Below are 25,455 nucleotides of genomic sequence, written 5' to 3'. Positions count from 1 at the left end.
CGTCATGCACGCTCGGGTAACGGAACGCTCACCGGAGGCGCTTATGTCCTTGCACTTCTCCGAAGAGACCCACCGGAACCTCGTGGCCCGGGTGCCCGCCTGCACCGGCCGCGAACTCCCCGACTGGTTCAAGGAAATCGAGGCCGGTCCGGCCTTCTCCCGGTTCGAGGACCGGGTCTCCTGGCTCCAGGGCGAGCACAACCTCGGACACGGGCACGCCCTCGCCATCGTCCGCGAGCACGACCGCCGCCGGCACGCGCCGGGTGGAGTGAGCTGATCCCCCGCCCCGAGGCCGCCGCGCCACCGATCCACCACCGAAGACCCCTGCCACGCTGACCGCACCCGACTCCGCCGATCTCCGCAGATCTTCGTGCATCTCCACGCATCTCCGCGCGGCTTCGCGCACACAAAAGTGGCGGTGCCCCTTCGCCGGGGCACCGCCACTTCGCGTTTCAGGCCGTCATGCGGCGCTGTGTCAGTCCCGCAGGATCGACAGCAGGCGCAGGACCTCCATGTAGATCCACACCAGGGTCACGGTCAGACCGAACGCGGCCCGCCACGACTCCTGCTGCGGCACACCCTGGGCGGCCAGTTGCTCGATCTCGTTGAAGTCGAGCGAGAGGAAGAAGGCGCCGATGAGGATGCCGAGGATGCCCATCACGATGCCGAGCGGCCCGCTGCGCAAGCCGAGACCGTCGCCACCGGCGATCAGGATCGCGAGCAGGTTGACGAAGGTGAGGAGCACGAAGCCGATCGCGATCGCCATGCCGATCCGCGCGTAGCGGTTCGTCACCTTGATCCAGCCGGACTTGTACGCCACCAGTACGCCGACGAAGACGGCAGCCGTACCGAGCACCGCCTGCACCACGATGCCGCTGTACTGCTGCTCGAACGCGTGGCTGATCGCGCCGAGGAACACACCTTCGAGCGCGGCATAGGTCAGCACCAGGGCGGGGCTGACCTCACGCTTGAAGGTCACGATCATCGCGACGACGAATGCCGCGAGCGCGGCACCGACCGCCCAACCGAAGTTCTCGAACGGCAGGAAGGCCCACGACAGTGCGCCGGTGACGACGACCGTCAACAGCGTCATCGCGGTACGCGCGACCACGTCGTCGATCGTCATCCGGCCGGTCTGGAGCGGACCGGCGGACTGCGCCCGGTACATCTCCTGAAGCTGCTCGGGGGTCATCGGCTGCATCGGCGGCTGCTGCGGCCCGCCGTACGGGGCGCCCTGCGGCCCGGGCTGCGGCGCTCCGTAACCGGCCTGCTCCTGCCGGCCGGTCTCGAACGCCCCCCGCCGCGTGAGCACCGGGTTGCTGCTCCTCATGTCATCTCCTCCATGCCCCCGGGGTGGGGGTCCTGGCTTAAGAGAGTAATCCCCAAGTAAAGCGCTTGGGGCTTCCATACTTCCCGTACAACGTGTCCGGACACGCGTTTTGTGCCCGTGGTCACTGTCCGGTCATGAAAAGTCGGCTGGAATCCATCGAGAGGCCGACCGCCGTCCGCCCGACGGTCCCCCGCTACCCGCGCGAGCGAGGGCTTGCGGGCGAGCCCGCAAGGTCATCCGGCCCGCGCCCCGGACCACCGGGCCCCACCGCCCCGAGACACGACGACCTCACCAGCGAGCCACGTGCCAGGGCCGCCCGCGGCGCCATGGTCATCGTGTCGATCGACCCCGGGATCCGGTCACGGTCGAGGCCCGACACCCACATTCGCCCACCCGTTCCGCCTCGTCACCGCCGACGGCCACACCCTCGACCGCGCTTGGCCGAAATCGCCCTACCGCAGCATTAATACCTGATAGACGACAAGCTCGCCCGGTTGCAGGGTTACCGCAGCCCGCAGGTGTACGACCTGCTCGGCGAGATCGTGTCCGGGGTGCGTGGCCTCACGGCCGAAGTCGCCGCGCTGCGCGGGGACCGCTCGTGATGACCGACGCGGCCAGGCGCACGACCCGCACCGTCGTGCAGACCGTGCTCGGTCTGGCGGCGGGCCTGCCGCTGATCATCGCCGCCTCCGGCATCCCGGAGACCACCGCCGGCGTAGGCGTCGTCCTGGCCGTGGCGGGCGGCATGGTCAAGGTCATGGCGCTGCCGGTCGTCGAAGAGCGGCTGCCGCGGTGGCTGCGCGCGCAGGCCCGGGAGGCTGGTCGGCAGAGCGCAGCGGGCGGTGGTCGCGAGTGACGCCGACGACGCCGATCCCGGACGGGTCCGTGATCATCACGCCGACCGAGGTGTACGCCGAGGTGCGGGCGACCGGTGACGCGGTCCGGGAGCTCACCACGAAACTCGACAACATCCCGAACGAGCTGCTCGATCACGAAGCGCGGATCCGGGTGCTGGAGCGGGGCCGGTGGCCGCTGCCTAGCCTGGCCGCGGTGACCGGCGTCGCCGCCCTGGCGGTGGCCGCGTGGCAGGCATCCGGCCACTGACGGCGACAACGCCCCCGCTGACGGCCCTGATGGGCGACAGCGGGGGCACCACATTCATGCGCAGATCAGTTGGTTTGCCAGGTCCATTTCCACCACTGATCTGCATAGGTGTTGTTGCACGTATAGGCGCTCACAGCCCCGTTGTCCGCTGTGCCGTTGGCGTAAAGGCACTTGCCTTCCCGGTTTCGGATCATGAACCACTCGCCGGTCGTATCCGTGAGGAACTCGAACATTTGTGCGCTGATATAGTCACCGCATTGGTGGGTCGTGACAGTCGCCTGCTGGGACTCCAGGCAGCGCTGAAAGTAATCTATGGGGACTCTGACATAGCCGTTGAGGACGTACGCGCTCCACTGTTGGTCCGCCCACGCCGTGTTGCACCGGTACTGCATGACGCCCCACAGCTCCCCCGATGGGAGCGCAACCATACATTTGCCGCTGTTCCAGTTCAAAAGCTGGTTAACGGTGAGCACCCGTTGATCTTGGGTTCGGGATTTCGCGCTTTGCTGTTTGGCCAGCATTTCCCGGAGCAGCCTGGGCTGGTCCTCGGGAGGAGCGGCGACCGGGACAGACCTGGTCGGTTCGGCTGAGGCGCTGCCGGTCGTACCGGTGAGGAACGCGGCGGTAAGCGCGAGCAGCATGACGAGGGTTGCGTAGGGGCGCGAACGCGTGAAAGTCATGGATGCCTTCGGGTCGAGCGCCCCCGGGGTGGGCGCTCTTGATCCTTCAACGTTTGCGTTGGTCAAGGAAAGGCGAAAACCGGACAGGCAACGCCCCAACCGGTTGAACGACAACGGCCCGCCTCCCATCGTGGGGGCGGGCCGACTTCGTCGTGTCCGGGTCGGATACGGGCGCTGCGGATGATCTGGCTGATCCGCTGCACTGTGACCCCGACCGTCGCCGCCAGCTCGGCCGGCGCCACGCCGGCGGTGTGCGCCGCGCGGACGGCGGCGAGGACCTTCCGGTTCGCGACGCGCAGCAGCCCTTGCGCAAGCTTCCGTTCCTCCGACCCGATCGGGAACGCGTCCCGTACAGCACGCGCCGACCCGCGCAGCCGTACTTCCGTCGCCAGGGTGCCGCGGGCGAGGTCGAGGCGAAGGCCGACGTCGTCCTGGCCGCTCATGTGCCCGTCGGTCCGGTCACCGGCCGACCCCCGGAGCGGTGATGTGCCGGCGAACGGCGCGGTCGGCGATGGCCGCGCGGATGCCCTCGCTCCCCAGCCACAACCCGAGGCGGGTGTGCAGCTCGGCAACCTGGTCGATGGTCAGCCCGGTCACCGGCGTCGGGTCGAGGCACAGCTTCGGCTCGGGCGGCGCGGTGGTCGGGAGCAGGTCGGGGCGATGCCGGGCGATGTCGTCGAGCAGGCCCGCGCGGTGGTGTTCCTCGACGTGTGCGACCAGGCCCGGCTCGTCGTCGATCGGGTCGACGAGGACGCGCAGGAGCAGGCCGAACCCGTCGCGCACCAGCCGCGCCCGGCCCGACGGCGGCTCCTCCGAACGCCGAGGACACAACAGCGTCTCGGCGAGCGAGACCACCTCCGCGCCCGTGAGGTGAACGGCGGCTCGTTCGAGCTGCACGGCCGGGGCGTGCAGCCCGGCCGAGGTCACGCCCAGGCGCCACGGCCGGGGTTGCTCGACGGGCGACAGGTGGATGGTCCAAGCGGGCAGCACCATCGCGGTGCCCGCCTCGGCGTCGGTCACAAGGACTCCAACGGGGGTTATCGGTGCGGGTGTTGGGTGCGGGGCGGGACTGGTGCCGCCGTCGGGACGGCGCGGGGGCGACCTCCTCGGACCCCTGCCGGCCCCGCCTCGCGGGCGGCCCGCCCCGGCGGCTCCTCACGGGCAGTGGTCGCCGCCGGGACGGGGTCGGGTGAGCTCGCTGAGGCGAACTCACCCAAAGGATCATGTAACTCGCAGTACATGCGCGATACCCAGTCGGTAATCTCACGGTGATATAGCCGCCTAGCAGGGATACGACGTGAGTCTCGCGCCAATCTCACTGCCCGATTGGGCATGGCAGAAAGCCGACGTCCGTGAAGCTCTCCGGGCGCGGGCAATCGGCCAACTCTTCAGGTACACACAGCAGTTCAGCGGCGCCAGTCAGGCACGTATCGCAACGGCCGTCGACATGACGCAGGGCCGCGTCAACGAGCTCATCAACGGCCGCCGAACGGTCCGCGAGCTCGACGTGTTCGAGCGAATCGCCGACGGCCTCAGCATGCCGGACGATGCGCGGCATCTACTCGGCTTGGCCGCGCGACGGGAACCCCGCAGTGGTGGGCGCGCGTTCGACTTGGCCGCCTTTCCCGAGGTAGTGCGCGTCTTCAATGCGCAGGCCGCCGCAGCGGACGAGATCCAACGCGCAGCCCGCACCGTCGATGAGCTGGATGTGCTCGCCGTGCGTGGACTGGGCCTGATCGGCCTGAACGACTCCTTGCTCCGAAGTTCACTGACTCGCTTCGACGGCACACGGCTGCGATTGCGTGTGCTCCTCCTCGATCCGGACTGCTCGGCGCTGGCCGATCGAGCAGCGGAGATTGGCGAATCCGCAGAGAGCATGGCGAACGGCGTACGTCTGACAGCGGCCCGTGTGCGAGATCTGGCCGACGTGTGTGACGTCCAGGTCCACTGGTACCGATCGTTGCCAACGTGGCGCTTGATCCGCGTTGGGAAGGTGCTCTACCTGTCTGGCTTCGACGCGGGCTGGGAGGGTCACGAATCCGCGCTTTACAAGGTCATGGAGACTCCATACGGCCCTCTGTACAAGGGGTTTCGCCGTATGTTCGACGGGCTCATTGCTGACGGCGCACATTCGCTCGCCTGACCGGGAGGACATCAATGATCGAGGCGGAATTGAAGGCTCGTGTTCTTGACCCCGAATCAGTGTTGGACGGGCTGGAGAAGCTCGCGTCCGGGCGTGCCGAGGTCTACCAGGACACCTACTACGACGACGCCGAGCGCACGCTCACGGCCACCGATCAAGAGTTGCGCATCAGGACCGTGCATGGAGCGGAGACCGTCTCGTTGATGACCTACAAGGGTGCGCGGGTGGATGAGGCATCCGGGTCGAAGCCAGAACACGAGACGTGCGTCGAAGACGTGGCCGCCGCCCATGCGTTGCTCCGGGGCCTTGGGTACACGCCGACGATCGAGTTCGAGAAGCGTTGTCGCAACTACGACCTCGAACGTGGCGGGCGCCAGGTGCTCGCCACTCTCGTCCGGGTGCCCGAGTTGGACGAGACGTTCATCGAAATCGAGACCTTGGTCAAAGGCAGCGAAGACGTGGCCGACGCCCTCGATGTCGTGCGAGAGGTGCTCGGGACCCTCGGCATCGGTGACGATGCGTACACCACCGAGCTGTATACGGACGCCGTAGCGGCGCGGCGGTCGGCTGCGCAATCGGGTGACCGATAGGTGCGATCGAAATTTCTATCGTGAGGGCCAGCTCTGCGCTCCTTCGGAACGCTGTTCCGAATGATGCACAGGGGGTGACTGGGAATGATCTTGAATCGGCCGGCCGTTGACAAGCCCGCACTCTTGTCAACGGCAGCGATCTTGAAAGTGGCTCCGACGCAGGTCAGAGCCATGATCATTTGGTCCCCGGAGCGGGACTCGAACCCGCACGACCTTGCGGCCAAGGAGGTTTAAGCTCCTCGTGTCTGCGTTCCACCATCCGGGGGCGATGCTGAGCGTAGCGGCACCGGCGCACCGAGTTGACCCCCGAGTTTTCCGGGCCTCCGAGAGCTCTTCCGCCGGCCTGTTCGATTGCGGAGAGCGACCGGAGGCGACCTGTCCGCATGCAGTGCGGATGGTGCCGAATGAGTGTTTTGGGGCGGCTGAGCAGGGGAAATCCCGCATTCGTCCGGCGAACCCCGGGTAGGACCACCGGGTCGAGAGTCCGCTCGGGCCGATCGTCCCCCGGTGATCGTGGTCGCCCGGGTCCGGATCCTCGCCGCATCGAATCCGATCGCGACGAAAGAGGCCCCCTTGACCGCCACCGAACCCAACGCGGGCGTCGGGACGAACGGCGCGCTCGTCGCCGTCGCCACCGACCTGACCAAGGTCTACGGCACGGGTGAGACGCAGGTGATCGCGCTCGACGGCGTCTCGGTCGGCTTCCGGCGGGCCGAGTACACCGCGATCATGGGCCCCTCCGGGTCCGGCAAGTCCACGTTGATGCACTGCATGGCCGGCCTGGACTCGATCTCGGCGGGCTCGGTCCGGTTGGGGGACGCGGAGTTGTCCTCGCTGAGCGACAAGCAGTTGACGCTGCTGCGCAGAGAGAAGGTCGGCTTCGTCTTCCAGTCGTTCAACCTGCTGCCGACGCTGACCGCGCTGGAGAACATCACGCTGCCGATGGACATCGCGGGCGTGCGGCCGGATCCGGCGTGGCTGGACAACGTGATCGACACGGTCGGCCTACGGGATCGGCTCAAGCATCGTCCCAGCGAGTTGTCCGGTGGTCAGCAACAACGCGTGGCGTGTGCCCGGGCGTTGGCAAGCAAGCCGGAGATCATCTTCGCCGACGAACCGACCGGCAACCTGGACTCGCGCTCGGGCGCCGAGGTGCTCGGCTTCCTGCGCGCCTCGGTGCGCGACAGCGGCCAGACGATCGTCATGGTCACGCACGACCCCAACGCGGCGTCCTACGCGGACCGAGTGCTCTTCCTCGCCGACGGCCGAATCGTCGACGAAATGCTCGCCCCCACGTCGGACCTCGTCCTCGAACGCATGAAACGCTTCGAAGCCGCCCGAATCGCCTGACCCCGAGGGCCGTTCGGCGTTCGACGACGACCGCCCCGGGCCGACGCCCCGTCCGCGGGACGAACGCAAAGGGCCCGGCACGCACCTGTGCGCGAACGCGCAAGTGCGTACCGGGCCCGAGCGCGAACTACGCCTTGGCCGCGGGCTCGACCGCCGCCCGAGGCGCCGGCAGCGCCGCCTCGGCGAACTCGTCCCGCGGGTGCTCCATCGCCCCGAGCGAGACGATCTCCCGCCGGAAGAACGCCGACAACGTCCAGTCGGCGAACACCCGGGTCTTCCGGTTGAAGGTGGGCACCATCGCCCCGTGGTACGTGCGGTGGAACAACCAGGCCGGCAGCCCCTTGAGCTTGAACTTGCCGAACATCACCGCGACACCCTTGTGCAGGCCCAGACCGGCAACCGCACCGAGGTTCTTGTGCTTGTAGTCGCTCGGCGGGAACCCACGCATCACCGAGACGACGTTGTCGCCCAGGACCCGCGCCTGCCGCACCGCGTGCTGCGCGTTCGGCGGGCACCAGGCACCCTCGCCCGCGGCGAGGTCCGGCACCTGCGCGTTGTCGCCGGCGGCGAACACGTTGTCCATGCCGACCACCTGAAGGGTGGTGCGCGTGTCGACGTGCCCACGCGGGCCGAGCGGCAGACCGTACTCCGACAACACCGGGTTCGGCTTGACGCCCGCCGTCCACAGGATCGTGGAGGCGTCGAACTCGACGTCGTTCGAGAGCACGCAGTGCTTGTCGACGCAGGACTTGAGCGACGTCTCCAGGTGGAACTCGATGTCCCGGGCCTTGAGGCGCTCCAGCGTCCAGGCGCCGAGTTCCGGACCGACCTCGGGGAGGATGCGGTTGGCCGCCTCCACCATCACGAAGCGCATGTCCTCGCGCTTGAGGTTCTTGTAGTAGCGCACCGCGTCGCGCGCCATGTCCTCGACCTCGGCCAGCGCCTCGATACCCGCGAAGCCGCCGCCGACGAAGCAGAAGGTCAGCGCCTTGCGGCGGATCTCCTCGTCGGTGGTGGAGTCGGCCAGGTCGAGCTGCCCGAGCACGTGGTTGCGCAGTGCGATGGCTTCTTCGATGGTCTTGAGACCGATGCCGTTCTCGGCCAGGCCGGGAATCGGGAAGGTCCGCGATATCGAGCCGAGCGCGATGACGATGTAGTCGAAGCCGAGCTCGTAGGAATCGCCCGCGAGCGGCTCGACGAGCGCCACCTTGCGGTCGTGGTCGACGGAGGTGACCCGGCCGTTGACGATCTCGGCCTTGGGCAGGACACGGCGCAGCGGCACCACGACATGGCGCGGTGAGATGCTGCCGGCGGCCGCTTCCGGGAGGAAGGGCTGGTAGGTCATGTACGACCGCGGGTCGACGACCGTGACGGTCGCTTCGCCGTAGCGCATCTTCTTGAGAATGCGCTGCGCGGCGTACAGACCAACGTAGCCGCCGCCGACGATAAGGATGCGAGGGCGATCCGTGTTGCTCATGTTTGGAAGTATCCACCGATCGAACTCGCCGGTGCTTCGAGGCCGCGCGAAGTACCGAAGGGGCCGTCTGGTACCCTTCGTCCTTTTGCTTGTGCATTTGTGCACGGTGTGCCGTCGAGGGGGATTCACTCGACCCTATTCGGCCGGCTTGTCCACCGACCCGGTCCCGATGACCTGCGTCGATCCTGCCCGAGGACCCCGGGGACGGCGCAATGTGATCTCCACCTCGAACCGGGGGCGACCACCACGTTCGAAGGCGCCGGCGCCGAACGACCGGCCCATCGGGAGGAAAAGCGGCTCACATGGCCAAGTTTTGCCTCCGCGGCCATGTGAAGGGATTCACAAACTTTTCCGGGTGTCCGAACGTTGGACATGGTTCCCGGTCGTCCGGCCGGCCTCCGTCGGCCCGATCAGCCCTCGGCCAGGCCCCAGGCGATGCCGTCCAGAATGTCGTGCTCGCTGACCACGACCTCGGTCAGGCCGGTGCGTTCCATGATCGTGCGCAACACCAGCGCACCCGCGCCGATCACGTCCACCCGCCCCGGGTGCAGCACCGGGATGTTCGTGCGTTCGGCGTGCGTGCTCGCCAGCAGGCGGGCGGTCACTTCGCGGACCTGATCGAGGGTCGGCCGCGCGTGGTGGATGGCGGTCGAGTCGTATTCGGGCAATTCCAGCGCCATGCCGGCGACCGTGGTCACCGAGCCCGCCAGGCCGACCAGGGTGCGGGCACGATCCATCGGGACCACCTCCGCGGCCCGGGCGATCGCGGCCTCGATGTCGGCGATCGCGGCGGCGATCTGCTCCGGCGTCGGCGGGTCCGAGCGCAGGTGCCGCTCGGTCATCCGGACGCAGCCGATGTCCACCGATCGGGCCGCCTCGGGCCGATCGTCGCCCAGTACGAACTCGGTGGACCCGCCGCCGAGGTCGACCACCAGGTACGGCTTCTCGACGGAGTCGGACCCGGCGAGTTCCCGGGTGGCTCCGGCGAAGGACAGTGCGGCCTCCTCGTCGCCGGAGATCACCTCGGGCTCGACGCCCAGGATCTCGCGCACCCCGGATCGGAACACCTCCCGGTTCTCCGCGTCACGGCTGGCGCTGGTGGCCACGAAACGCAGCCGCTCGGCGCCCAGTTCGCCGATCACCTTGGCGTACTCGCGGCACGCGGCGAAGGTGCGCTCCAGCGCCTCGGGGGCCAGTCGGCCGGTCTTGTCGACGCCCTGGCCGAGTCGGACGATCCGCATCCGGCGGTCCAGGTCGACCAATGTCCCGGCGGCCGGGTCCAGGTCGGCGACGAGCAGGCGGATGGAGTTGGTGCCGCAGTCGATCGCGGCGACGCGTCGGGTCATCGGGTCTCGTCCTTCGGGGCTGCGTCGTCGGCCTCGGCGGCCTGGTCCGGCTGGTCCGGCTGGTCCGGCTGGTCCGGCTGGTCCGGCTGGTCCACGCACACGCACGGGCCCTTGGCCCACCAGTCGGGCAACGCGTCCAACGTCTCGTCGCCGAGCGGGTTGACGCCCCGCCCGGCGGCCAGCGCGTGGCCGGCCAGCACGTGCAGGCACTTGACCCGATCCGGCATGCCGCCGGCCGACGGGAAGCCCTCCAGTACCTCGATCGCGTCCCGTCGGGCCAGGTAGTCCTCGTGCGCGGCGGCGTAGCGGGCCGCGAGGTCCTCGTCCTCGGCCAGGCGCGCGCTCATCTCGCGCATGACGTTGTTGGCCTCCAGGGTGCCGATCGCGGAGGCCGCGCGCGGGCAGGTCAGGTAGTACAGCGTCGGGAAGGGCGAGCCGTCCTCCAGGCGCGGAGCGGTCTCCACGACGTCGGGCAACCCGCACGGGCACCGGTGTGCGACGCCGCGCAGACCACGCGGGGTACGGCCGAGCTGCGCCTTGACGGCGTCGATGTCGTGCTGATCCATGAAGGCGAGTATTTCCTGTTTCGCTGAGTGATTCGGACCGACGTTCGATCCGGGTGCCGTCCCGGTCCCGCCCGGACGTGGTGGACGAGTCCGCTATCCGATCGAGGCGGCGGGCGTCGGCGTGGGCGAGGGCGCCGCGCTCGCGGTCGGCATACCGGCCCGGTCCGCGTCGCGGGTGGAGTCCCACAGGCCCCGGTACCAGGGCGGCGAACCGGCCCGGGCGGGCGTGGGCGGCGCCGGGTTGCCCGGCTCGCCCGGCTGCGGCACCACCAGGTAGGCGGTATCGCCCGGGTAGACGTAGTGCAGCCGCTCACGCGCCTGTTGGCGCACGAACGCCGGGTCGTTCCAGCGCTCCAGGTCGGACCGCATGCGTTCGGTCTCGGCCTGCTGCTTGCGGGTGCTCTCGCGCAGGTCGTGCACCTCGGCGCGCTGGTCCAGGTATTGCCGCAGCGGGTACACCAGCGCGACGGCCAGGCTCAGCACCACCAGGGTGAGCACGATCCACTTGCCGCCGCCGCGCCGGCGCAGCCGACCCAGGCTCGCCGCCGCGGCCGAGTCCTTGAGGGACCCGACCGCGGCGACGACCCTCGGTGTGGCCGGTGCCGCCGGACGGTCACCGCGTGCCTGACGCGGCGGTGCGACGGCTCGGGACGCGCGCGCGGCCCTGGTCGGAGCGGTCGTCCTGCGGCCGTCCTCGCGCTGCTCGCTCACGCGTCCTCCCGCCGTTCACTCGATGCGGCGTCGGCGGTGTCCCGCTCGACCCGGTGTCAGCCGTCGAAGCGCGGGAACGCGCCGCGGCCGGCGTACTCCGCCGCGTCGTCGAGGATCTCCTCGATGCGCAGCAGCTGGTTGTACTTCGCCACCCGGTCCGAGCGCGCCGGGGCGCCCGTCTTGATCTGGCCGCAGTCCGTGGCCACCGCGAGGTCCGCGATCGTGGTGTCCTCGGTCTCGCCGGACCGGTGACTCATCATGCACCGGTAGCCGTTGCGGTGGGCGAGCGACACGGCGTCCAGGGTCTCGGTCAGCGTGCCGATCTGGTTGACCTTCACCAGAAGGGCGTTGCCCGCCTTCTCCTCGATGCCGCGCGCCAGCCGCTCCGGGTTGGTGACGAAGAGGTCGTCGCCGACGAGCTGGATCTTGTCGCCGAGCTGCGCGGTCAGCGCGACCCAGCCCTCCCAGTCGCTCTCGTCCAGCGGGTCCTCGATCGACACGAGCGGGTACGCCGCGACCAACTCGGCGTAGTAGGCCGACATCTCGGCCGAGGTCTTCTTGCCGCCCTCGAACACGTACGCGCCGTCGGTGTAGAACTCGCTCGCGGCCACGTCCATCGCGAGCGCGATGTCGCTGCCCGGGGTGTAGCCGGCCATCTCGATCGCCTCGACGATCAGGTCCAGCGCGGCGCGGTTGTTCTCCAGGTTCGGCGCGAAGCCGCCCTCGTCGCCGATGCTGGTGGCCAGGCCGCGGGCCTTGAGTACCGACTTGAGGCAGTGGTAGACCTCGGTGCCCCAGCGCACCGCCTCGGCGAAGGTCTCCGCGCCGATCGGCGCGATCATGAACTCCTGGACGTCGACGTTGGTGTCGGCGTGCGCACCACCGTTGAGGATGTTCATCATCGGCACCGGGAGCACGTGCGCGTTCGGACCGCCGACGTAGCGGAACAGCGGCAGGTTCACCGATTCGGCGGCGGCGTGCGCGACGGCGAGCGAGACGCCCAGGATCGCGTTGGCGCCGAGTTCGGCCTTGTTCTCGGTGCCGTCCAGGTCGATCATCGCCTGGTCGATCAGCCGCTGGTCGTCCGCCTCGGTGCCGGCGATCTCCTCGTAGATGCGCTCGTTGACCGCGTCCACGGCCTTCTGCACACCCTTGCCGCCGTAGCGGGCCGGGTCGCCGTCCCGCAGCTCGACGGCCTCGAAGGCGCCGGTGGAAGCGCCGGACGGCACGGCGGCACGGCCCGAGCTGCCGTCGTCGAGGACGACCTCGACCTCCACCGTGGGGTTCCCTCGGGAGTCCAGGATCTCCCGGGCGTGGATGACGTCGATGGACGGCACGAGTTTCTCCTTGATCAAGGGGCACGCTGGTCTGCTCGGCCAGCCTAGTAGCAGCCTGCGGTGCGGTTCGCCCGGGAACGGGTAGCTGTGGGCAACCGATCGGTGACGCGCGGGCGAACACGGGCGCCGGGTGACGCTCGGTCGAGGGGCGGGGGCGCACACATGACCGAGCCGGAGCGCGAAGGCGCGGGAGCCGCACGGGATGCCTTGCCGCCGGCGCGGGAGATCTCCGGTGCGGTTGCGGGCGAGTCCGTGGAACGGCGAGCCGGAGACGACGGAGACCCCGGGTGGGTGACGACGGATTCAAGGTCGACAGCGCGCCGGCGCGCGGCGCGAGCACCGAGTCGATCGACGCACTGCCGGTGGCGCGCGAAATCGCCCGGAAGCAGCAGCCGTTGCAGGAACAACCGGCGGCGCCGCAGAGGTACCAGGGCGCGTATCGAGTCGTGATCATCGGGTGGTCCTGGTGAGGTCTTCGATCCGGATCATCGAGGCGCGCAGCGTGGAGACCGGCGAGGTAGCCGTCCGGAGTCTTGTCGTATCGGGTGTCCCACCGTCCCGGTTCCGGCCTCCCGGTACGTCACGCTCTGGGGCGGGTGAGGCACGTGGTGGCGACCCGAGCCGACCGGTGCACTGATGTCCGGGCGGGGACTCATGGGAGACGACCCGGCACCCGGCTCAGGTTCCGGGGACGATGCGGCGCGTTTCGTAGGCCCACATCGCGATCTCGACCCGGTTGCGGGCGCCGAGCTTGGCCATCAGGCTGGCCAGGTGCGTTTTCACCGTGCTGAGGCTGATGTGCAGGGCATCGGCGATCTCGGTGTTGGTGAGCCCGCGAGCGACGGCGAGGAGCACCTGCTCCTCGCGGGCGGTGACGGGAGAGACGGGCTGGGCCGCGGGCCGGCCGGCGGGGAAGTCCGCGAAAGTCTGGAGCAGACGGACGGTGACGCTCGGCGCGATGAGCGCCTCACCATCGGACGCCGACCGAACAGCCTGCGTGAGAAGCTCCGGTCCCGTGTCCTTGAGGAGGAACCCGCGGGCGCCGGCGCGCAGCGCGCCGTAGACGTATTCGTCGAGGTCGAACGTGGTGATGACGACCACGGCCAGCGGGTCGGCGACGCCCGGGCCGGCGATCAGCCGGGTGGCCTGGAGCCCGTCGAGCACGGGCATGCGGATATCGAACAGACAGACGTCGGGGCGCAGTTCGCGGGCCAGACTTACCGCTTGCCGTCCGTCGGCGGCCTCGCCGACCGCCTCGATTCCGGGCTGCGCGTTGAGCATGATCCGCAGCCCGGTGCGGATGATCGCCTGGTCGTCAGCGACGAGAACGCGGATGGCCACCGCTCTCGGTCCTCCCTCGTGGCAGCTCGGCTTCGACATGCCAGCCCTCGTCGGCGCCTGGGCCGGCTTGCAGCCGGCCGCCCAGCAGGGCCGCGCGCTCGCGCAGCCCGGCAAGGCCGAATCCGTCGTGGCCACGGCCGGTGCGTTGGCCATTGTCGCGCACGTTCACGCGTACCTGGTGGCGCTCCGCGGTGACCCGGACGACGACCTCGGTCGCGTTGACCGCATGGCGCCTGGCGTTGGTCACCGACTCCTGCACGATGCGGTAGACGGCCGCGCCCACGGCCGGGGGCAGTGAGTCCATCTCGCCGTCGAGCCCCAAGTCGACCCTGAGATGACCACCCGGGGTACGCAGCAGGCGCTCCAGATCCGCGACGCCGGCAGGCGGCGCCAACTCTGCGCCCGCTCCCCGGTCGCGCAGCGCGGTGACCATGGCGCGCATTTCCTCCAGGGTTCGCGCCCCTTCCTCCTCGATCCCCTCCAGCGCCTCGACGGCGGCGGACGGGTCGGTACCCGCGAGCACCCGGCCCGCCTGGGCGCGGATCACGATGGCCGAAACGTGGTGCGCCACCGTGTCGTGGAGTTCCCGGGCGAGCTGCTCGCGCTCGCGGGAACGTACTTGCTCGAGCTGCCGCCCGCGAGCGGTGGCCCGGAACCGCACGGCGGCCCCGGCCAAGCCGGGCAGGAACAGGAAGACGAAGCCCACGATCTGTTCGGCGGCCGGCGTTTCGTCCGTGACGGCACACGTCGCGAAGGTCGCGAGGATCACCGCGCCGCCCAGCACGATCTCCCGTCCCGATCCCCACCGGGGCAGCGCATACACCAGCACGAGCACGATCACGCCGGTGTTCAGGCCGACGAGCTCGTGGAGTGCGGCGACCAGCGAGGCCACCTGGAGCAGGATCGTCGAGCCGAACGCGAGCACGACCGTCGTCAGCGGGCGGGTCCGGCGCCACAGGAGCAGCACGCACAGCCAGACGGCCGGCACCACTGCCGCCGGCCGCCACACGACGTTCTCGCGCAGCGTGGCCTCCAGCATCACACCGCCCAGGCCCGCGGCGAGCAGTGCCCAGTCCCGCCAGACCCGGGCGGGCGCGTCGGGCGGCCGGGGTTCGGTCCACAGGGTTCTCACGTCGTCTCGCAGCACGATTCTCAGCCTAGGGATCGCGCCGTGCCGCGCATCGGCCGAAAGGACGGGACGTCACCCCGCCCTGGGGCCGAGGGACCCGCGGCCCGCCGGCCGATGCCGCGGAGCGCCGTGGCAACGAGCCTCGTCATCGGCGGCCGTACAAGGACGGCCGGCGAGGTGGTTGGAGGACCCGATGCTCTCGAAAGCCCTCTTGTTCGTGGGCGCAAGCGCCGCCCGCCATCCCTGGCGGGTGATCGCGGCATGGCTGATCGCCGCCACGCTTGCCGTACTCGCCGCGATCGCTTTCGGCGGGCGGACCGCGGACTCGATGACCGCTCCGGGACTGGACTCCCAACGGGCCGCGGAACTGATCGAGCGGGCCGGCACCGGTCAGGAGGGGATGACCGCCCAGGTGGTCGTCACCCCGCTCGACAGCGGTGCGACGTTCTTCGACCACGGCAGCGCGCGCACCGCTCTCACGCGGCTGCAGACCGAGGTGGAGCGGCTGCCGCACGTGCTCGGCACGAGCGACCCGGTGGGGGCGCTCGACGCGGGCGGGGACGCCGCCGTGCACGGCGGGCCTGTCTCGGCCGACGGGCGGATCGCGGTCGTCCGGGTGCAGTACCCCGACCAGAGCCGGCTGTCGGCCGAGGACCTCGACGCCCTCGTCGGTCTCGGCGACCGGCTGCGCGCCGAGTTGCCCCTGCGCATCGAGATGGGCGGGAACCTCTTCTACGCCTTCTCCGACCCCGACGGCGGCGCAAGCGAGTTGATCGGCATCCTCGCCGCGGCCGCGATCCTGTTCCTGGCGTTCGGTTCGCTCATTGCCGCCGCGCTGCCGATCGGCATGGCGGTCTTCGGGCTGACCGTCGGGGTTGCCACGATGACGCTACTGGCGGGGGTGACGGACGTCCCGACCTTCGCCCCTGTCCTGGGCAGCATGGTCGGGCTCGGAGTGGGCATCGACTACGCGCTGTTCGTGCTCGCCAGGCACCGGGAATACCTTGCGCGTGGGCTCGATCCCCGCGAGGCGGCGGGGCGAGCGGTGGCCACGGCGGGGAGGCCCGTGGTCTTCGCCGGCGGCACCGTCGTCGTATCGATCCTCGGCCTGGCGGTCGCGAACGTGCCGTTCATGACGGTCGGCGGGTTCGCCGTCTCGATCGTCGTTCTGATCATGGTGGTCGCGTCGGTGACGCTGCTGCCGGCCTTCCTCGGCGCCGCCGGCCCACGCCTGGCCCGGGCCGGCCGGATCAGCCGGGCTCTGCAGACCAGGAAGCCGGGCCGACTCGCACGGCGGCGGGACCCGGCGGCGGGCGCCGCCCCCGCCGCCGGGTGGCGGCGCTGGATCGGGCACGTCAGCCGGCACCCGGTGCCGTACGCGGTCGGCGCGGCGGGGCTGCTGCTGACCGCGACGCTGCCCGTGCTCGGCCTGCGCGTCGGCCTGCCCGACGACGGCTCACTGCCCGACAGCCGTACCGAGCGCCGCGCGTACGACCTCGTCGCCGAAGGGTTCGGCCCGGGCACCAACGGTCCCCTCGTCATCGCCGCGGACCCCGCCGGTGATCCGGGAGTGCTGGACCGACTCGTCGCAACGGTCGCGGCGGATCCGGGCATCGCATACGTCGCGCCGACGCATGTCGATCGGGCCACCGGCATCGCGACCCTCGTGGTGTTCCCGACCACCAGCCCCCAGGACAAGGCCACGACCGACACCATCGCCCGGCTGCGCACCGACGTGCTGCCCGCGGCGATCGGGCACGGCCCGGCCAGGGCCCACGTCGGCGGCGCCGCCGCGAGCCTGTCCGATGTGGGCCAACGCACCAGCCAACGCCTGCCGGTGCTCGTCGCCGCCGTGCTGGCGATGTCGTTCCTGCTGCTGATGCTGGTCTTCCGCTCGGTACTCGTACCGCTCAAGGCGGTACTGCTGAACCTGCTGAGCATCGGCGCGGCCTACGGCATCATGGTCGCGGTCTTCCAGTGGGGCTGGGGAGGCGCACTGATCGGGCTGGAAGCGACGGTTCCGATCGTGTCGTTCATCCCGATGTTCCTCTTCGCCATCCTGTTCGGCCTGTCGATGGACTACGAGGTGTTCCTCCTCTCCCGCGTACGCGAGGAGTACCTGCGCACCGGCGACAACGGCACGGCGATCGTCGAGGGCGTCGCGGGCACCGCCCGGATCATCACCTCGGCCGCCCTCATCATGGTGGCGGTCTTCCTGTCCTTCGCCGTCGCCGATGATCCCTCCATCAAAATGTTCGGACTCGGCCTGGCCACCGCGATCTTCATCGACGCCACGGTCGTACGCATGGTGCTGGTACCGGCGACCATGACGCTCCTCGGCCGGGCCAACTGGTGGCTGCCGAGGTGGCTGGACCGGATGCTTCCGCGCGGCCCGGTCGGCACCGACGACACCGCCGCGGAATCCACGGGTGCGGCCCTGCGGCCACGGCTGGTCGACCGTTGACTCGACTCCTGCCCACCCTTGGCGTCCGGCACCTCGGCGCCCGGGGGGCATATCGAGTCGTGATCATCGGGTGGTCCTGACGAGGTCTTTGACCCGGATCATCGAGGCGCGCAGGTGGAGACCGGCGAGGTGGCCGTCGGGAGTCCTGTCGTATCGGGTGGCGATGCCTCGCCACGCCTTGAGCCTGTCCATCAGGCGTTCGACATCTCCCGCCGCCGCCCGTCCGTCTCGGACCGCCGGATCACGCCCTCGAACTGCCGCCGCAGTCGCTCGGGATACGGGCCGTAATCGCCGATCGCCAGGTACGACTCGATGAACTCCCGATCCGGATCGGTCGGTTGCACTCGCGTCACGTAAGACCGTCGATCGGACCGTGCCACGAAGGCACATTCCGCACATCGATCACGACTCGATACGCGCCCCAATCCTCGCCGTAGCGGGCCGGCGCGATCGTGCCGAAGTCCGGTCGGGCGATGGCCGCCCCGGTCAACCTCGGCGAGAACATCGCGATCACGCCGGAGATGGCGGCCCGGCAGTACAAGACGGCGGAACGGGGCGCCGCGGCCCGGTTCTTCGCCCCCGGCGGCACGACGGCCCGCAGCACTTGTGTGCGAACCCGGGACGTCGGTGCGCTCACGAGTGGTGCCGCCGCCTCGGCCATCGCACTCGGCGCGATGCACGACATCCGCGAAGTGCCGCCTCGGGTCGCGCTGTTGTACCGGGCCTGGGTGTCGGTGGCCGAGGCTCCGGATCGGATCGCCTTCGGGGCGCCTGCGGCGTTCGACTCGCCCGGCCCCGCTGACCTTGCGATGGGTCGAGGCTCGAACTCCGCGCGCTGCCAGGGTGATTCGTCGAAGAGCGTCCGCTCGGGGACGTATCCGCCGGGATACCGGTGACGGGGCGTCAAAAAACGGTTGGTCGCTCGATCGGGTGAAAGTTGGGCATCGGCGATTAAACGGCCGTTACGGTTCGACTACGGAAAGCGGCGATCACCCCTCAGAAGGTGATCGCCGCCGGTCAACTCGCTGTAAGGCAGCGAACCGACAGAAAGGCAACGCCGTGGTACCGGCGCATCCTCAAGCCCAAGCATGCCTGAACTTCTCTTCCCCGACCACCGATCCCGCCACGATTCCCCCATATGCGCGTCGCGCCAGGTGGCAGGAGGTCGTGCGGGGTGATCCGGGGATCGAGCGAACGCTGCTGCTGTTCGCACTGTTGCTCGCATCCCACGCGAAGTCCGACGGCACCGGTATCCGCGTCACGCACGCCATACTCGCCGCCGACGGTGGCTTCCACCCCTCCACCGTTCGTCGCGCACTCGACACGTTGCGGCAGCGTGGGCTCCTGCTCCAGGTCCACCGCGGCCATCGACTCGGGGACGGCAGCTCGTCGTTCAGCGAGTACGCCCTGCTGCTGCCCTCGACGGCTCATCCGGATGAACCGTTGAGCGTCGACTCAACCGCTCACCGGGATGAGCCGTTGAGCCCTTCGCCGAACACGACCCGCAGGCGCTCGACCGCTCACCACAGCGCCTCAACGGTTCATCCGGATGAGCCGCTCCCTGTGGTTACCTCTATCAGGGAAGGAACGGGGTCTCCCCCCACTCCCTCCCGCGCGAGCCCGCCGGACAACGCGTCGTTTCGAGCGGCGAAGGTCCTGGTCGAACAACTCCCGCCCGAGTCGCACGAATTCCTGATGCCCGGCCTGCACCGCGTCGCCCTCAAACTCGCCCGACGCACCAACCGAGACATCCTGATCCACGACCTCGCCGACACCATCCGCACCCGAGGACCCCTCACCGGCCCCGGAATCCGCTCACCGTTGGCCGTGCTCCTCTACCGCCTCGACGAGGCGATCGAAATACACACCGTGATGCGCGAGACGTTCCGCCGATCCGTGAGCGGCGACCCGCAGCCCGAGCCCCCGTCCCCCGCCTGCGGCTGCAAACACGGCTGGCGCGGCGAGGATCGGGAGGGCCGCCCCATCCCGTGCACCACCTGCAAACCACGCTATGGCGCACCGACCCCACACTTTTGATCCCCTCTCCGCGCCCCGGGAGCCGAGATGCCACCCACGAAGCTTGTACAACCGTTCCGCGTCACCGGTCTCGTCGACCACGAGCACGAACACCGCCCGGGTCCGGTGAGGCGCCCGGTGGGTCCTTGATCGTCTCCCGCCGGGCGGTCGCCGCGTAGCGTGCGGCCATGATTCTCTTCCGCGAGGCCGTGTCCGGGGACTTCGAAGCCGTCCTGCGTCTCTACCGGCAACTGCACCCGGAGGACCCGGTTCTGCGGGACGGGTCCGACGCGGCGGCCTTCGCGCAGATTCTGGACTCGCCCGGCCTGCACCTCCACGTACTCGAAGCCGATGGGCTCGTCGTCGCCACGACGTACCTGAACGTGATCCCGAACCTCACCCGATCCGCGTCGCCGTACGCGGTCGTCGAGAACGTCGTCGTCGAAGAGACCCTGCGGGGCTCGGGTCTGGGCAGGCAGGTCATGGCCGGCACGCTCCGAGCCGCATGGGACGCGGGCTGCTACAAGGCGATGTTGCTGACGGGTTCGCGCGAGCCCGCCACTCACGCGTTCTACCGAGCGTGCGGCTTCTCGCCCGACTCCAAGACGGCGTACCTCGCGCGCCCGTCCTGACGCCAGGTGGGAACGAAGGGACGGTCATCTTCGTGTCGGATGTCGACCCGGCCGCGCTGTTACGCGTGGTCGTGGGTCACCGGCGTGGGCCGGGCGGCCCTCGAACCACCACTCTCGGTCGGGTGGTTCCCCGGCACACCACCGGGAACCCGGCCTCGACCCGATGCAACCCCTCCCGTGGAGACCCGAGTTCGCCATGTATGTCCCCCGACATGGCCGAATCCGCACGAGGGACTGTTGTAACACCGTCCGCCGGCCACGGCCGCGAGGGGTGTCACCAGGGCAAACGTGCTGTTGCCGCAGCGTGGAACGGGGGCGCGCCGGCCTTCGTCGTTCCCTTTGGTGACCATGTCACCGGCCTGTGACAGCGCCGTCGTGGTACGACGACTCCCATATCTTCCCGGTCCGCGACCTCGCCATAGTGATCGAGCAAGCACCGCGGAGCCCAACCGGCTCCGGGCTTCAATCACCACATACCAAGGGGTCGTTCATGTTCGGGAACCGCAGCAGGGCCTTCCTCCTCTCCGCCGCCGTCGTCGGCGGCGCGATGATGATGACGGCATGCCAGGGCACCGACTCGGGCAACGCCGCACAGGGCAACACACCCGCCGCACAGGGCGCACCCGCCGCCGGAAACCCCGTGGCCCCGCCCGCCGCGGCCACCACCGGCGGCCAGGCCGGCGGGGGCGGCTCCACCGGGAGCACGACCTCCACCAAGGACTCCGCCGGGAGCACCACCTCCGTCACACCGAACAAGTCCACCAGGACCGGTTCCGGGTCGGGGTCGGGTTCCGGTTCCGGTTCCGGTTCCGGTTCCGGTTCCGGCAACAGCGGCGGTCCCGCCAAGTGCCGTACCGACGACCTGAGCTTCCTCGCGGACGACGCCACCATCGACGGCGACGGCGACCGCACCGTCGTGGTCACCCTCAACAACCTCGCCGGCGACTGCTCGATGCTCGGATTCGCCGGTATCGACCTCAAGACCAGCCAGGGCCCGCTGTCGGCCAAGCGCACCAATGAGCCGGTCTTCCCGATCGTCCTCAAGCGCAGTACGTCGATCTCGTTCGGCATCCACTACCCCGACAACGACTCCGGCGGCTCCGGCGTCCGCATCACCGGCCTGCTCGTCACCCCGCCCGGCGAGACCAAGGCCGCCGACATCCCCTGGCCCGGCGCCGCCACCCTCCCCGTCACCGACGGTTCCGGCTCCCCCGTCACCGTCGGCCCCATGGGCAGCGCCGGCCAGGGCGGCTGACCCGGCTCACCCTCCCGCGCACCGGTACAGGCGAGGACGGTCGTTCCTCGCCCGCGCCCGGCGCGGCGGGAACGGACCCTCCGAAAGTGAATGAGCGGGACAACTTTCGCTCTCTTACCGGGTGTTCGCCCAGTGTGAATACTGACGGCGTGGATCCCAGCGCCGCGTTACGCGACTTCCTCGTGTCCCGTCGGGCCCGCCTGCGTCCCGAGGATGTGGGACTGGCCGAGCAGGGCCCTCGCCGGGTGGCGGGCCTGCGACGCGAGGAGGTGGCCGCGCTCGCGGCCGTCAGCCTCGACCACTACATCCGGCTGGAACGCGGCCAGGCTTCGCGGGTGTCGGACACCGTCCTGCAGGCGGTCGCGAGCGCGCTGCGGTTGACGTCGGGCGAGCGCCGCTATCTGCTCGCCCTCGCCCGGTCCGGCGCCGCACGCGGTGCGGATGCGAAGGTCGATGCGGACGCGGGCACCGGAGTACGGCCGAGCGTGCAGTCGATCCTGGACTCCCTCGCCGACACGCCCGCCTACCTGGTCGGTCGCAACGGCCTGTTGCTGGCCTGGAATCGTCCGGCGGTCGAGGTGTTCCTCGATTTCGCCGAGATCCCCGCTCCTCGTCGCCTGATCGGCCGGCTGGTCTTCGGCGACCCACGCTCGCGGTTGTTGTACGCGGACTGGGAGGCCAAGGCCCGGGAGGTGGTGGGATTTCTGCGCACCCAGGTCGGCAATCGCCCGCACGATCCGGCGCTCGCCGCGCACATTCGGGAACTGCTCTCGATCAGTGCGGACTTCCGCCGACTCTGGTCGGCACAGGACGTTCTCGAACGCGCGCACGGCTCCTGTTGCATCCTGCACCCCACGGCGGGACCGCTGATGCTGAACTACGAGACGCTGCAACCGTTCGACACGCCGGAGAAGCTGCTCGTCGTCTACGCCGCCGAGCCCGGCTCCGCCTCGGCGGCGGCGGTACGGGAGTTGTGCGCACGAACCCGAGTGGCCGAGTGATTGCGGACAGCCCTTGATCGGGATCGGCGGGCACACGCATGGGAGTTCTGGTTTGCTGGAGGCTTCCCTGTCGGCGTGGTTGGCGGAAGGCCGTTGTACTGCTGTGGAGTTGCTCGCGATCGGGTTTGTGGCCGTGGTTGGTGGTGGCGTGCTCGTGCAGGCCGGGCGGGTCGCTCGAATGCATGAACTGGTGATCTGGCGAAGGCTGTTGCCACTGGTCCTCGCACTGCTCGGAGTGGCCACGAGCCTGCTGAGGGCGGAGGACGTCGTGCTCGTCGCCGCGTTGATCGCGTTGCCCTGCTACGTGGCCTCGGTGTTGTTCGCGCAGGCGGAGATCCACCGCGAGGACGACGAGGCCCTGCGCGGCTGATCCCCCGGCCGAGGCCGGCCCGTCACGAACCGGGCCCCGGGCCCAATCCGAGACCGAAGACCCGCCATCGCTTCGGCGTGACCACGCCCAGGCTGGTGCCCTCCCGCGACAGCGGGCGGCGCTGTTGCGCCAGGCCCGCCTCGCCCAGGATGTGTCGCATCGCGAATTCCCAGCGCTCCTGCGCCCACTCGTCCTCGCGCATGGTCACCTCGCCCCACACGATGACGTGCGCGATGTCGCCGTCCCGCGCCATCGACAGGCACACGCGCGGGTCGTGCTCCAGGTTCGCCTTCTTGGTGCGGCCGGTGAGGCTGAGGTAGAGGTACTCGTCGTCGTACGCGAGCATCACGGGTGTCACGTGCGGCTCCCCCGTCGGGGTCACCGTGCCCACGTGCACCCAGTGCTCCGGATCGCCGAGCATCGCGTCCAGAGCCGTCCTCAGTTCGGGGTCGATCATGGAGGATCCGCCTTTCGCAGCACAGGGGCCTCATGGCCACCGTACTGCGCCCGTCGCCCCACCGGTCACGCGATTACCGCCCACCGGATGGCAGGAAACGATCCGGCGGTTGTACGAATACATCCGGAAGTCGTTCGAGTACGTCCGGAAGTCGTTCGAATATGCCTAGAAGTCGTCCGGATACGGCGCCGACAACACCTCGGCCCCGGCCGGCTCCGGCGTGGTGTAGCCCGGCAGCAGCTCGGACAAAAGCGCCCGCACCGCGTTCGTGTCGTTCACCGCCGCCGCGTCGTACAGCTCCGGCAGCCGCACCACCGCGTCCAACGCCTGCCCTGGCGGCACGGTCGCCTGGATCCGCCGATGTTCGGTGGGCAGGCGTTCCTCGGTGGACGAGAACAGTGCCTCGTTGAGCTTCTCGCCCGGCCGCAGGCCGGTGAAGCGGATCGGCACGTTCGGCAGGTTCACCTGTTCGGCGAACTTGTGCACCAAGTCCACGATCCGCACCGGCTCGCCCATGTCGAGCACGAAGATCTCGCCGCCCTGGGCCATCCTCCCTGCCTCCAGGACCAGCCCCACGGCCTCCTCGATGGTCATGAAGAACCGGGTGACGTCCGGGTGGGTGACGGTGACCGGGCCGCCCGCGCGCAGCTGTTCGGCCAGTACGGACAGCAGCGAGCCGCGGCTGCCCAGCACGTTGCCGAACCGGACACCGGCGAACACCCCCGGCGCCTGCGTGTTCGCCTGCACGATCAACTCGGCCAGCCGCTTGGTCGCGCCGAGCACCGAGACCGGGTCGGCCGCCTTGTCCGTGGAGATCAGCACGAAACGCTCGACCCCCACGTCGAGCGCGGCCCGAACCAGGTTCTCCGTGCCCAGCACGTTGGACTTGACCGCCTCGCACGGATGCCGTTCGAGCAACGGCAGGTGTTTGTGCGCGGCAGCGTGGAAGACCACCTCAGGCTTGAGGTCGTGGAAGAGCTGTTCGATCCGCGGCCGATCCCGGATGTCCGCGATGACCAGCGTCTCGTCGTCGAGCAACGCCTCGCCCCACACGTCGAGTTGGAGACGATGCAGGTTGGATTCGTCATGGTCGAGCATGTACATCCGGCTCGGCCCGAAGCCGTAGACCTGCCGGCACAACTCACTGCCGATCGACCCGCCCGCGCCGGTGATCAGCACCCGGCGGCCCGCGATCACCTCGCGCACCGACGCCGAGACCACGTGCAGTTCCTGCCGCCCGATCAGTCGGTTGACGTCGAGCATGCGCATGTCGCTGCCGACCACGTCGCGCCGCAACGCGACCAGGAAGGACGGCAGATACCGTACGGCGGCGCCGATCGCGGCGGCGCCGGCGGCCACTTTGCGAAACTCCTCGTGCGGCAGCCCCGGGATGGCCAGCACGACCACCTCGATGCCATGCTCCAGTGCCACATCGGTCAGGGCGGCAAGACCGCCCAGGACCGGAAGCAGATGTTGTGGGTTGTCCGCGTCGGCGACCCGGATCCCGTCCTTGTCGGGGTCGTCGTCGAGAAATCCGATCGGGCACAACCCGAAATCGGGTGTCCGCAACAGATCTCGCGCCAACGCGCTGCCCGCCGACCCGGCCCCCACGACCAGGGTCCGCAGACCCGCTCCCGAACTCTCCGTCGCTGCTGAACTCCGACCCATCAAGCCCCCCTTGGTCAGGTGCAGCGTGATCGGCAAGGATCGTGCACCGACCACACGCGGCACCGACACACCGATACGGGTGAGCGCCCCCATCGCACCACGCCCACCCCGGCGGTCGTACGCGACTGCCCCAATTACCCCCACGACCCCGGTGGTCCCACAGTCGCCCCGTCACTTGCGGCCCAGGCGTATCGCTCGGACCAACAGCCGCGCAGGCAACCACCGGCACTCGGGATTCAGCGTAAGGCCCACCTTCGGCCCCCGTCGCGGTTTTGCCCAAACACCCGCAACTTCGCCTTTTCCGTGTCCACAAAGGATCACCGGGTAATCGTCGAGGCTTTCCCGGCCCGTTTCCCGGCCGTCATCCCGCCATGCCCGCCCACCACACACCCCGAGGTGGGCACGTGTCGACTCCCCCGAGCAACCTCGAACGCCCGGCCGGAGCAGGGCAACACCACGAGTATCGCCGCGGCAACACCACGCGGCAC

General features: G+C 69.5%; 29 protein-coding genes and 1 tRNA gene. 14 read left to right on the top strand and 16 right to left on the bottom strand.

The features are described from left to right. The first annotated feature begins 43 nt into the window (after nucleotides 1–43). A complete protein-coding gene (locus ACH4U8_RS39770; protein ID WP_161360502.1) occupies nucleotides 44–277 on the top strand; it encodes a DUF4287 domain-containing protein in 234 nt (77 codons plus the stop codon). A 198-nt stretch (nucleotides 278–475) separates the two neighbouring features. Here ACH4U8_RS39770 and ACH4U8_RS39765 read toward each other — a convergent pair whose 3' ends face one another. Beyond that, the gene (locus ACH4U8_RS39765; protein ID WP_360308469.1) at nucleotides 476–1,330 is read right to left on the bottom strand and encodes a Bax inhibitor-1/YccA family protein; all 855 of its coding nucleotides are present in this window, start codon (nucleotides 1,328–1,330) and stop codon (nucleotides 476–478) included. 601 nt (nucleotides 1,331–1,931) lie between these two features. Here ACH4U8_RS39765 and ACH4U8_RS39760 point away from each other — a divergent pair. Next, nucleotides 1,932–2,186 (top strand): hypothetical protein, encoded by a 255-nt coding sequence (locus ACH4U8_RS39760; RefSeq protein ID WP_395783026.1) that lies wholly within the window; start codon nucleotides 1,932–1,934, stop codon nucleotides 2,184–2,186. Between the two features lie 29 nt (nucleotides 2,187–2,215). After that, the gene (locus ACH4U8_RS39755) at nucleotides 2,216–2,434 is read left to right on the top strand and encodes a hypothetical protein (protein ID WP_395783000.1); all 219 of its coding nucleotides are present in this window, start codon (nucleotides 2,216–2,218) and stop codon (nucleotides 2,432–2,434) included. A 65-nt stretch (nucleotides 2,435–2,499) separates the two neighbouring features. Here ACH4U8_RS39755 and ACH4U8_RS39750 read toward each other — a convergent pair whose 3' ends face one another. From ACH4U8_RS39750 to ACH4U8_RS39740, 3 genes are all read right to left on the bottom strand, one after another. Continuing rightward, nucleotides 2,500–3,114 (bottom strand): ricin-type beta-trefoil lectin domain protein, encoded by a 615-nt coding sequence (locus ACH4U8_RS39750; protein ID WP_395782998.1) that lies wholly within the window; start codon nucleotides 3,112–3,114, stop codon nucleotides 2,500–2,502. 62 nt (nucleotides 3,115–3,176) lie between these two features. After that, nucleotides 3,177–3,557 (bottom strand): hypothetical protein, encoded by a 381-nt coding sequence (locus ACH4U8_RS39745; RefSeq protein WP_395782996.1) that lies wholly within the window; start codon nucleotides 3,555–3,557, stop codon nucleotides 3,177–3,179. A gap of 16 nt (nucleotides 3,558–3,573) precedes the next feature. Beyond that, entirely contained in the window at nucleotides 3,574–4,134 is a 561-nt protein-coding gene (locus tag ACH4U8_RS39740; RefSeq protein WP_395782994.1) for a hypothetical protein, read from the bottom strand. A gap of 277 nt (nucleotides 4,135–4,411) precedes the next feature. Here ACH4U8_RS39740 and ACH4U8_RS39735 point away from each other — a divergent pair, with 277 nt between their 5' ends. Both ACH4U8_RS39735 and cyaB read left to right on the top strand, forming a co-directional pair. Beyond that, on the top strand, nucleotides 4,412–5,257 hold the full coding sequence (locus ACH4U8_RS39735; RefSeq protein WP_395782992.1) for a helix-turn-helix domain-containing protein: 846 nt from the start codon (nucleotides 4,412–4,414) through the stop codon (nucleotides 5,255–5,257). Nucleotides 5,258–5,271: 14 nt separating this feature from the next. Further along, complete coding sequence (cyaB, locus tag ACH4U8_RS39730) at nucleotides 5,272–5,847, top strand: class IV adenylate cyclase (protein WP_395782990.1); 576 nt, start codon at nucleotides 5,272–5,274, stop codon at nucleotides 5,845–5,847. Nucleotides 5,848–6,027: 180 nt separating this feature from the next. On the opposite strand, the gene ACH4U8_RS39725 is transcribed toward cyaB, so the two are convergent. After that, nucleotides 6,028–6,112: transfer RNA gene (locus ACH4U8_RS39725), tRNA-Leu, on the bottom strand. A gap of 308 nt (nucleotides 6,113–6,420) precedes the next feature. On the opposite strand from ACH4U8_RS39725, the gene ACH4U8_RS39720 reads away from it, so the two are divergent. Beyond that, nucleotides 6,421–7,197 (top strand): ABC transporter ATP-binding protein, encoded by a 777-nt coding sequence (locus ACH4U8_RS39720; protein WP_360308466.1) that lies wholly within the window; start codon nucleotides 6,421–6,423, stop codon nucleotides 7,195–7,197. 127 nt (nucleotides 7,198–7,324) lie between these two features. Here the strand turns inward: ACH4U8_RS39720 and ACH4U8_RS39715 are convergent, their stop codons facing one another. The 5 genes from ACH4U8_RS39715 to eno all read right to left on the bottom strand — a co-directional run bounded on the left by ACH4U8_RS39715 (nucleotide 7,325) and on the right by eno (nucleotide 12,634). After that, a complete protein-coding gene (locus tag ACH4U8_RS39715) occupies nucleotides 7,325–8,674 on the bottom strand; it encodes an NAD(P)/FAD-dependent oxidoreductase (RefSeq protein WP_360308463.1) in 1,350 nt (449 codons plus the stop codon). Between the two features lie 410 nt (nucleotides 8,675–9,084). After that, on the bottom strand, nucleotides 9,085–10,020 hold the full coding sequence (locus ACH4U8_RS39710; RefSeq protein WP_360308460.1) for a Ppx/GppA phosphatase family protein: 936 nt from the start codon (nucleotides 10,018–10,020) through the stop codon (nucleotides 9,085–9,087). Further along, nucleotides 10,017–10,586: a DUF501 domain-containing protein gene (locus ACH4U8_RS39705; protein ID WP_395782988.1), complete on the bottom strand. Its 570-nt coding sequence runs from the start codon at nucleotides 10,584–10,586 to the stop codon at nucleotides 10,017–10,019. Before ACH4U8_RS39705 ends, ACH4U8_RS39710 begins: the two co-directional genes overlap by 4 nt. A gap of 93 nt (nucleotides 10,587–10,679) precedes the next feature. Next, entirely contained in the window at nucleotides 10,680–11,297 is a 618-nt protein-coding gene (locus tag ACH4U8_RS39700) for a septum formation initiator family protein (protein ID WP_395782986.1), read from the bottom strand. A gap of 56 nt (nucleotides 11,298–11,353) precedes the next feature. Next, nucleotides 11,354–12,634: a phosphopyruvate hydratase gene (gene eno, locus ACH4U8_RS39695; RefSeq protein WP_360308451.1), complete on the bottom strand. Its 1,281-nt coding sequence runs from the start codon at nucleotides 12,632–12,634 to the stop codon at nucleotides 11,354–11,356. 287 nt (nucleotides 12,635–12,921) lie between these two features. Between eno and ACH4U8_RS39690 the strand changes: the two genes are divergently transcribed. After that, nucleotides 12,922–13,104, top strand: coding sequence for a hypothetical protein (locus ACH4U8_RS39690; RefSeq protein ID WP_395782984.1), 183 nt, complete (start codon nucleotides 12,922–12,924; stop codon nucleotides 13,102–13,104). A 208-nt stretch (nucleotides 13,105–13,312) separates the two neighbouring features. On the opposite strand, the gene ACH4U8_RS39685 is transcribed toward ACH4U8_RS39690, so the two are convergent. Both ACH4U8_RS39685 and ACH4U8_RS39680 read right to left on the bottom strand, forming a co-directional pair. After that, nucleotides 13,313–13,975, bottom strand: a complete 663-nt coding sequence (locus ACH4U8_RS39685; protein ID WP_395782982.1) for a response regulator — start codon at nucleotides 13,973–13,975, stop codon at nucleotides 13,313–13,315. Further along, complete coding sequence (locus tag ACH4U8_RS39680; protein WP_395782980.1) at nucleotides 13,950–15,122, bottom strand: sensor histidine kinase; 1,173 nt, start codon at nucleotides 15,120–15,122, stop codon at nucleotides 13,950–13,952. The genes ACH4U8_RS39685 and ACH4U8_RS39680 overlap by 26 nt, the downstream gene beginning before the upstream one ends. 175 nt (nucleotides 15,123–15,297) lie before the next feature. Between ACH4U8_RS39680 and ACH4U8_RS39675 the strand changes: the two genes are divergently transcribed. After that, the gene (locus ACH4U8_RS39675) at nucleotides 15,298–17,568 is read left to right on the top strand and encodes an MMPL family transporter (RefSeq protein ID WP_395782978.1); all 2,271 of its coding nucleotides are present in this window, start codon (nucleotides 15,298–15,300) and stop codon (nucleotides 17,566–17,568) included. Between the two features lie 63 nt (nucleotides 17,569–17,631). Here ACH4U8_RS39675 and ACH4U8_RS39670 read toward each other — a convergent pair whose 3' ends face one another. Beyond that, the gene (locus ACH4U8_RS39670) at nucleotides 17,632–17,760 is read right to left on the bottom strand and encodes a hypothetical protein (protein WP_395782976.1); all 129 of its coding nucleotides are present in this window, start codon (nucleotides 17,758–17,760) and stop codon (nucleotides 17,632–17,634) included. Continuing rightward, nucleotides 17,760–17,921: a hypothetical protein gene (locus ACH4U8_RS39665; protein ID WP_395782974.1), complete on the bottom strand. Its 162-nt coding sequence runs from the start codon at nucleotides 17,919–17,921 to the stop codon at nucleotides 17,760–17,762. The genes ACH4U8_RS39670 and ACH4U8_RS39665 overlap by 1 nt, the downstream gene beginning before the upstream one ends. Before the next feature lie 120 nt (nucleotides 17,922–18,041). Between ACH4U8_RS39665 and ACH4U8_RS39660 the strand changes: the two genes are divergently transcribed. The 6 genes from ACH4U8_RS39660 (at nucleotide 18,042) to ACH4U8_RS39635 (ending at nucleotide 22,842) form a co-directional block, all read left to right on the top strand. Beyond that, on the top strand, nucleotides 18,042–18,464 hold the full coding sequence (locus tag ACH4U8_RS39660) for a hypothetical protein (RefSeq protein ID WP_395782972.1): 423 nt from the start codon (nucleotides 18,042–18,044) through the stop codon (nucleotides 18,462–18,464). Nucleotides 18,465–18,735: 271 nt separating this feature from the next. Beyond that, on the top strand, nucleotides 18,736–19,605 hold the full coding sequence (locus ACH4U8_RS39655; RefSeq protein WP_395782970.1) for a hypothetical protein: 870 nt from the start codon (nucleotides 18,736–18,738) through the stop codon (nucleotides 19,603–19,605). A gap of 167 nt (nucleotides 19,606–19,772) precedes the next feature. Next, nucleotides 19,773–20,216 (top strand): GNAT family N-acetyltransferase, encoded by a 444-nt coding sequence (locus tag ACH4U8_RS39650; protein WP_395782968.1) that lies wholly within the window; start codon nucleotides 19,773–19,775, stop codon nucleotides 20,214–20,216. A 490-nt stretch (nucleotides 20,217–20,706) separates the two neighbouring features. Then, nucleotides 20,707–21,471 carry a DUF4232 domain-containing protein gene (locus ACH4U8_RS39645; protein ID WP_395782966.1) on the top strand — a complete coding sequence of 255 codons (765 nt, stop codon included), beginning with the start codon at nucleotides 20,707–20,709 and terminating at the stop codon, nucleotides 21,469–21,471. 149 nt (nucleotides 21,472–21,620) lie between these two features. Beyond that, nucleotides 21,621–22,472: a helix-turn-helix domain-containing protein gene (locus tag ACH4U8_RS39640; protein WP_395782964.1), complete on the top strand. Its 852-nt coding sequence runs from the start codon at nucleotides 21,621–21,623 to the stop codon at nucleotides 22,470–22,472. 178 nt (nucleotides 22,473–22,650) lie between these two features. Continuing rightward, entirely contained in the window at nucleotides 22,651–22,842 is a 192-nt protein-coding gene (locus ACH4U8_RS39635) for a hypothetical protein (RefSeq protein WP_395782962.1), read from the top strand. 22 nt (nucleotides 22,843–22,864) lie between these two features. On the opposite strand, the gene ACH4U8_RS39630 is transcribed toward ACH4U8_RS39635, so the two are convergent. Both ACH4U8_RS39630 and ACH4U8_RS39625 read right to left on the bottom strand, forming a co-directional pair. Then, a complete protein-coding gene (locus tag ACH4U8_RS39630) occupies nucleotides 22,865–23,299 on the bottom strand; it encodes a pyridoxamine 5'-phosphate oxidase family protein (RefSeq protein WP_360308419.1) in 435 nt (144 codons plus the stop codon). Between the two features lie 165 nt (nucleotides 23,300–23,464). Further along, complete coding sequence (locus ACH4U8_RS39625) at nucleotides 23,465–24,967, bottom strand: polysaccharide biosynthesis protein (RefSeq protein WP_395782960.1); 1,503 nt, start codon at nucleotides 24,965–24,967, stop codon at nucleotides 23,465–23,467. Nucleotides 24,968–25,455: the final 488 nt, after the last annotated feature.

Origin of the sequence: Embleya sp. NPDC020886, assembly GCF_044333915.1 — a bacterium.
In the GTDB taxonomy this organism is placed as follows: domain Bacteria; phylum Actinomycetota; class Actinomycetes; order Streptomycetales; family Streptomycetaceae; genus Embleya.
Note: the sequence above shows the minus strand (reverse complement) of the source record. Positions and strands in the feature narration are given on the sequence as shown.

Bases quoted from the DNA above. Each gene is read 5' to 3' on its own strand.
- ACH4U8_RS39645 (WP_395782966.1), top strand. From the start codon at position 20,707: ATGTTCGGGAACCGCAGCAGGGCCTTCCTCCTCTCCGCCGCCGTCGTC.
- ACH4U8_RS39660 (WP_395782972.1), top strand. From the start codon at position 18,042: ATGGCCGCCCCGGTCAACCTCGGCGAGAACATCGCGATCACGCCGGAG.
- ACH4U8_RS39625 (WP_395782960.1), bottom strand. From the start codon at position 24,967: ATGGGTCGGAGTTCAGCAGCGACGGAGAGTTCGGGAGCGGGTCTGCGG.
- ACH4U8_RS39675 (WP_395782978.1), top strand. From the start codon at position 15,298: ATGCTCTCGAAAGCCCTCTTGTTCGTGGGCGCAAGCGCCGCCCGCCAT.
- ACH4U8_RS39705 (WP_395782988.1), bottom strand. From the start codon at position 10,586: ATGGATCAGCACGACATCGACGCCGTCAAGGCGCAGCTCGGCCGTACC.
- ACH4U8_RS39770 (WP_161360502.1), top strand. From the start codon at position 44: ATGTCCTTGCACTTCTCCGAAGAGACCCACCGGAACCTCGTGGCCCGG.
- ACH4U8_RS39715 (WP_360308463.1), bottom strand. From the start codon at position 8,674: ATGAGCAACACGGATCGCCCTCGCATCCTTATCGTCGGCGGCGGCTAC.
- ACH4U8_RS39760 (WP_395783026.1), top strand. From the start codon at position 1,932: ATGACCGACGCGGCCAGGCGCACGACCCGCACCGTCGTGCAGACCGTG.
- ACH4U8_RS39635 (WP_395782962.1), top strand. From the start codon at position 22,651: ATGCATGAACTGGTGATCTGGCGAAGGCTGTTGCCACTGGTCCTCGCA.
- ACH4U8_RS39750 (WP_395782998.1), bottom strand. From the start codon at position 3,114: ATGACTTTCACGCGTTCGCGCCCCTACGCAACCCTCGTCATGCTGCTC.
- ACH4U8_RS39630 (WP_360308419.1), bottom strand. From the start codon at position 23,299: ATGATCGACCCCGAACTGAGGACGGCTCTGGACGCGATGCTCGGCGAT.
- ACH4U8_RS39650 (WP_395782968.1), top strand. From the start codon at position 19,773: ATGATTCTCTTCCGCGAGGCCGTGTCCGGGGACTTCGAAGCCGTCCTG.
- cyaB (WP_395782990.1), top strand. From the start codon at position 5,272: ATGATCGAGGCGGAATTGAAGGCTCGTGTTCTTGACCCCGAATCAGTG.
- ACH4U8_RS39710 (WP_360308460.1), bottom strand. From the start codon at position 10,020: ATGACCCGACGCGTCGCCGCGATCGACTGCGGCACCAACTCCATCCGC.
- ACH4U8_RS39765 (WP_360308469.1), bottom strand. From the start codon at position 1,330: ATGAGGAGCAGCAACCCGGTGCTCACGCGGCGGGGGGCGTTCGAGACC.
- ACH4U8_RS39670 (WP_395782976.1), bottom strand. From the start codon at position 17,760: ATGGACAGGCTCAAGGCGTGGCGAGGCATCGCCACCCGATACGACAGG.
- ACH4U8_RS39745 (WP_395782996.1), bottom strand. From the start codon at position 3,557: ATGAGCGGCCAGGACGACGTCGGCCTTCGCCTCGACCTCGCCCGCGGC.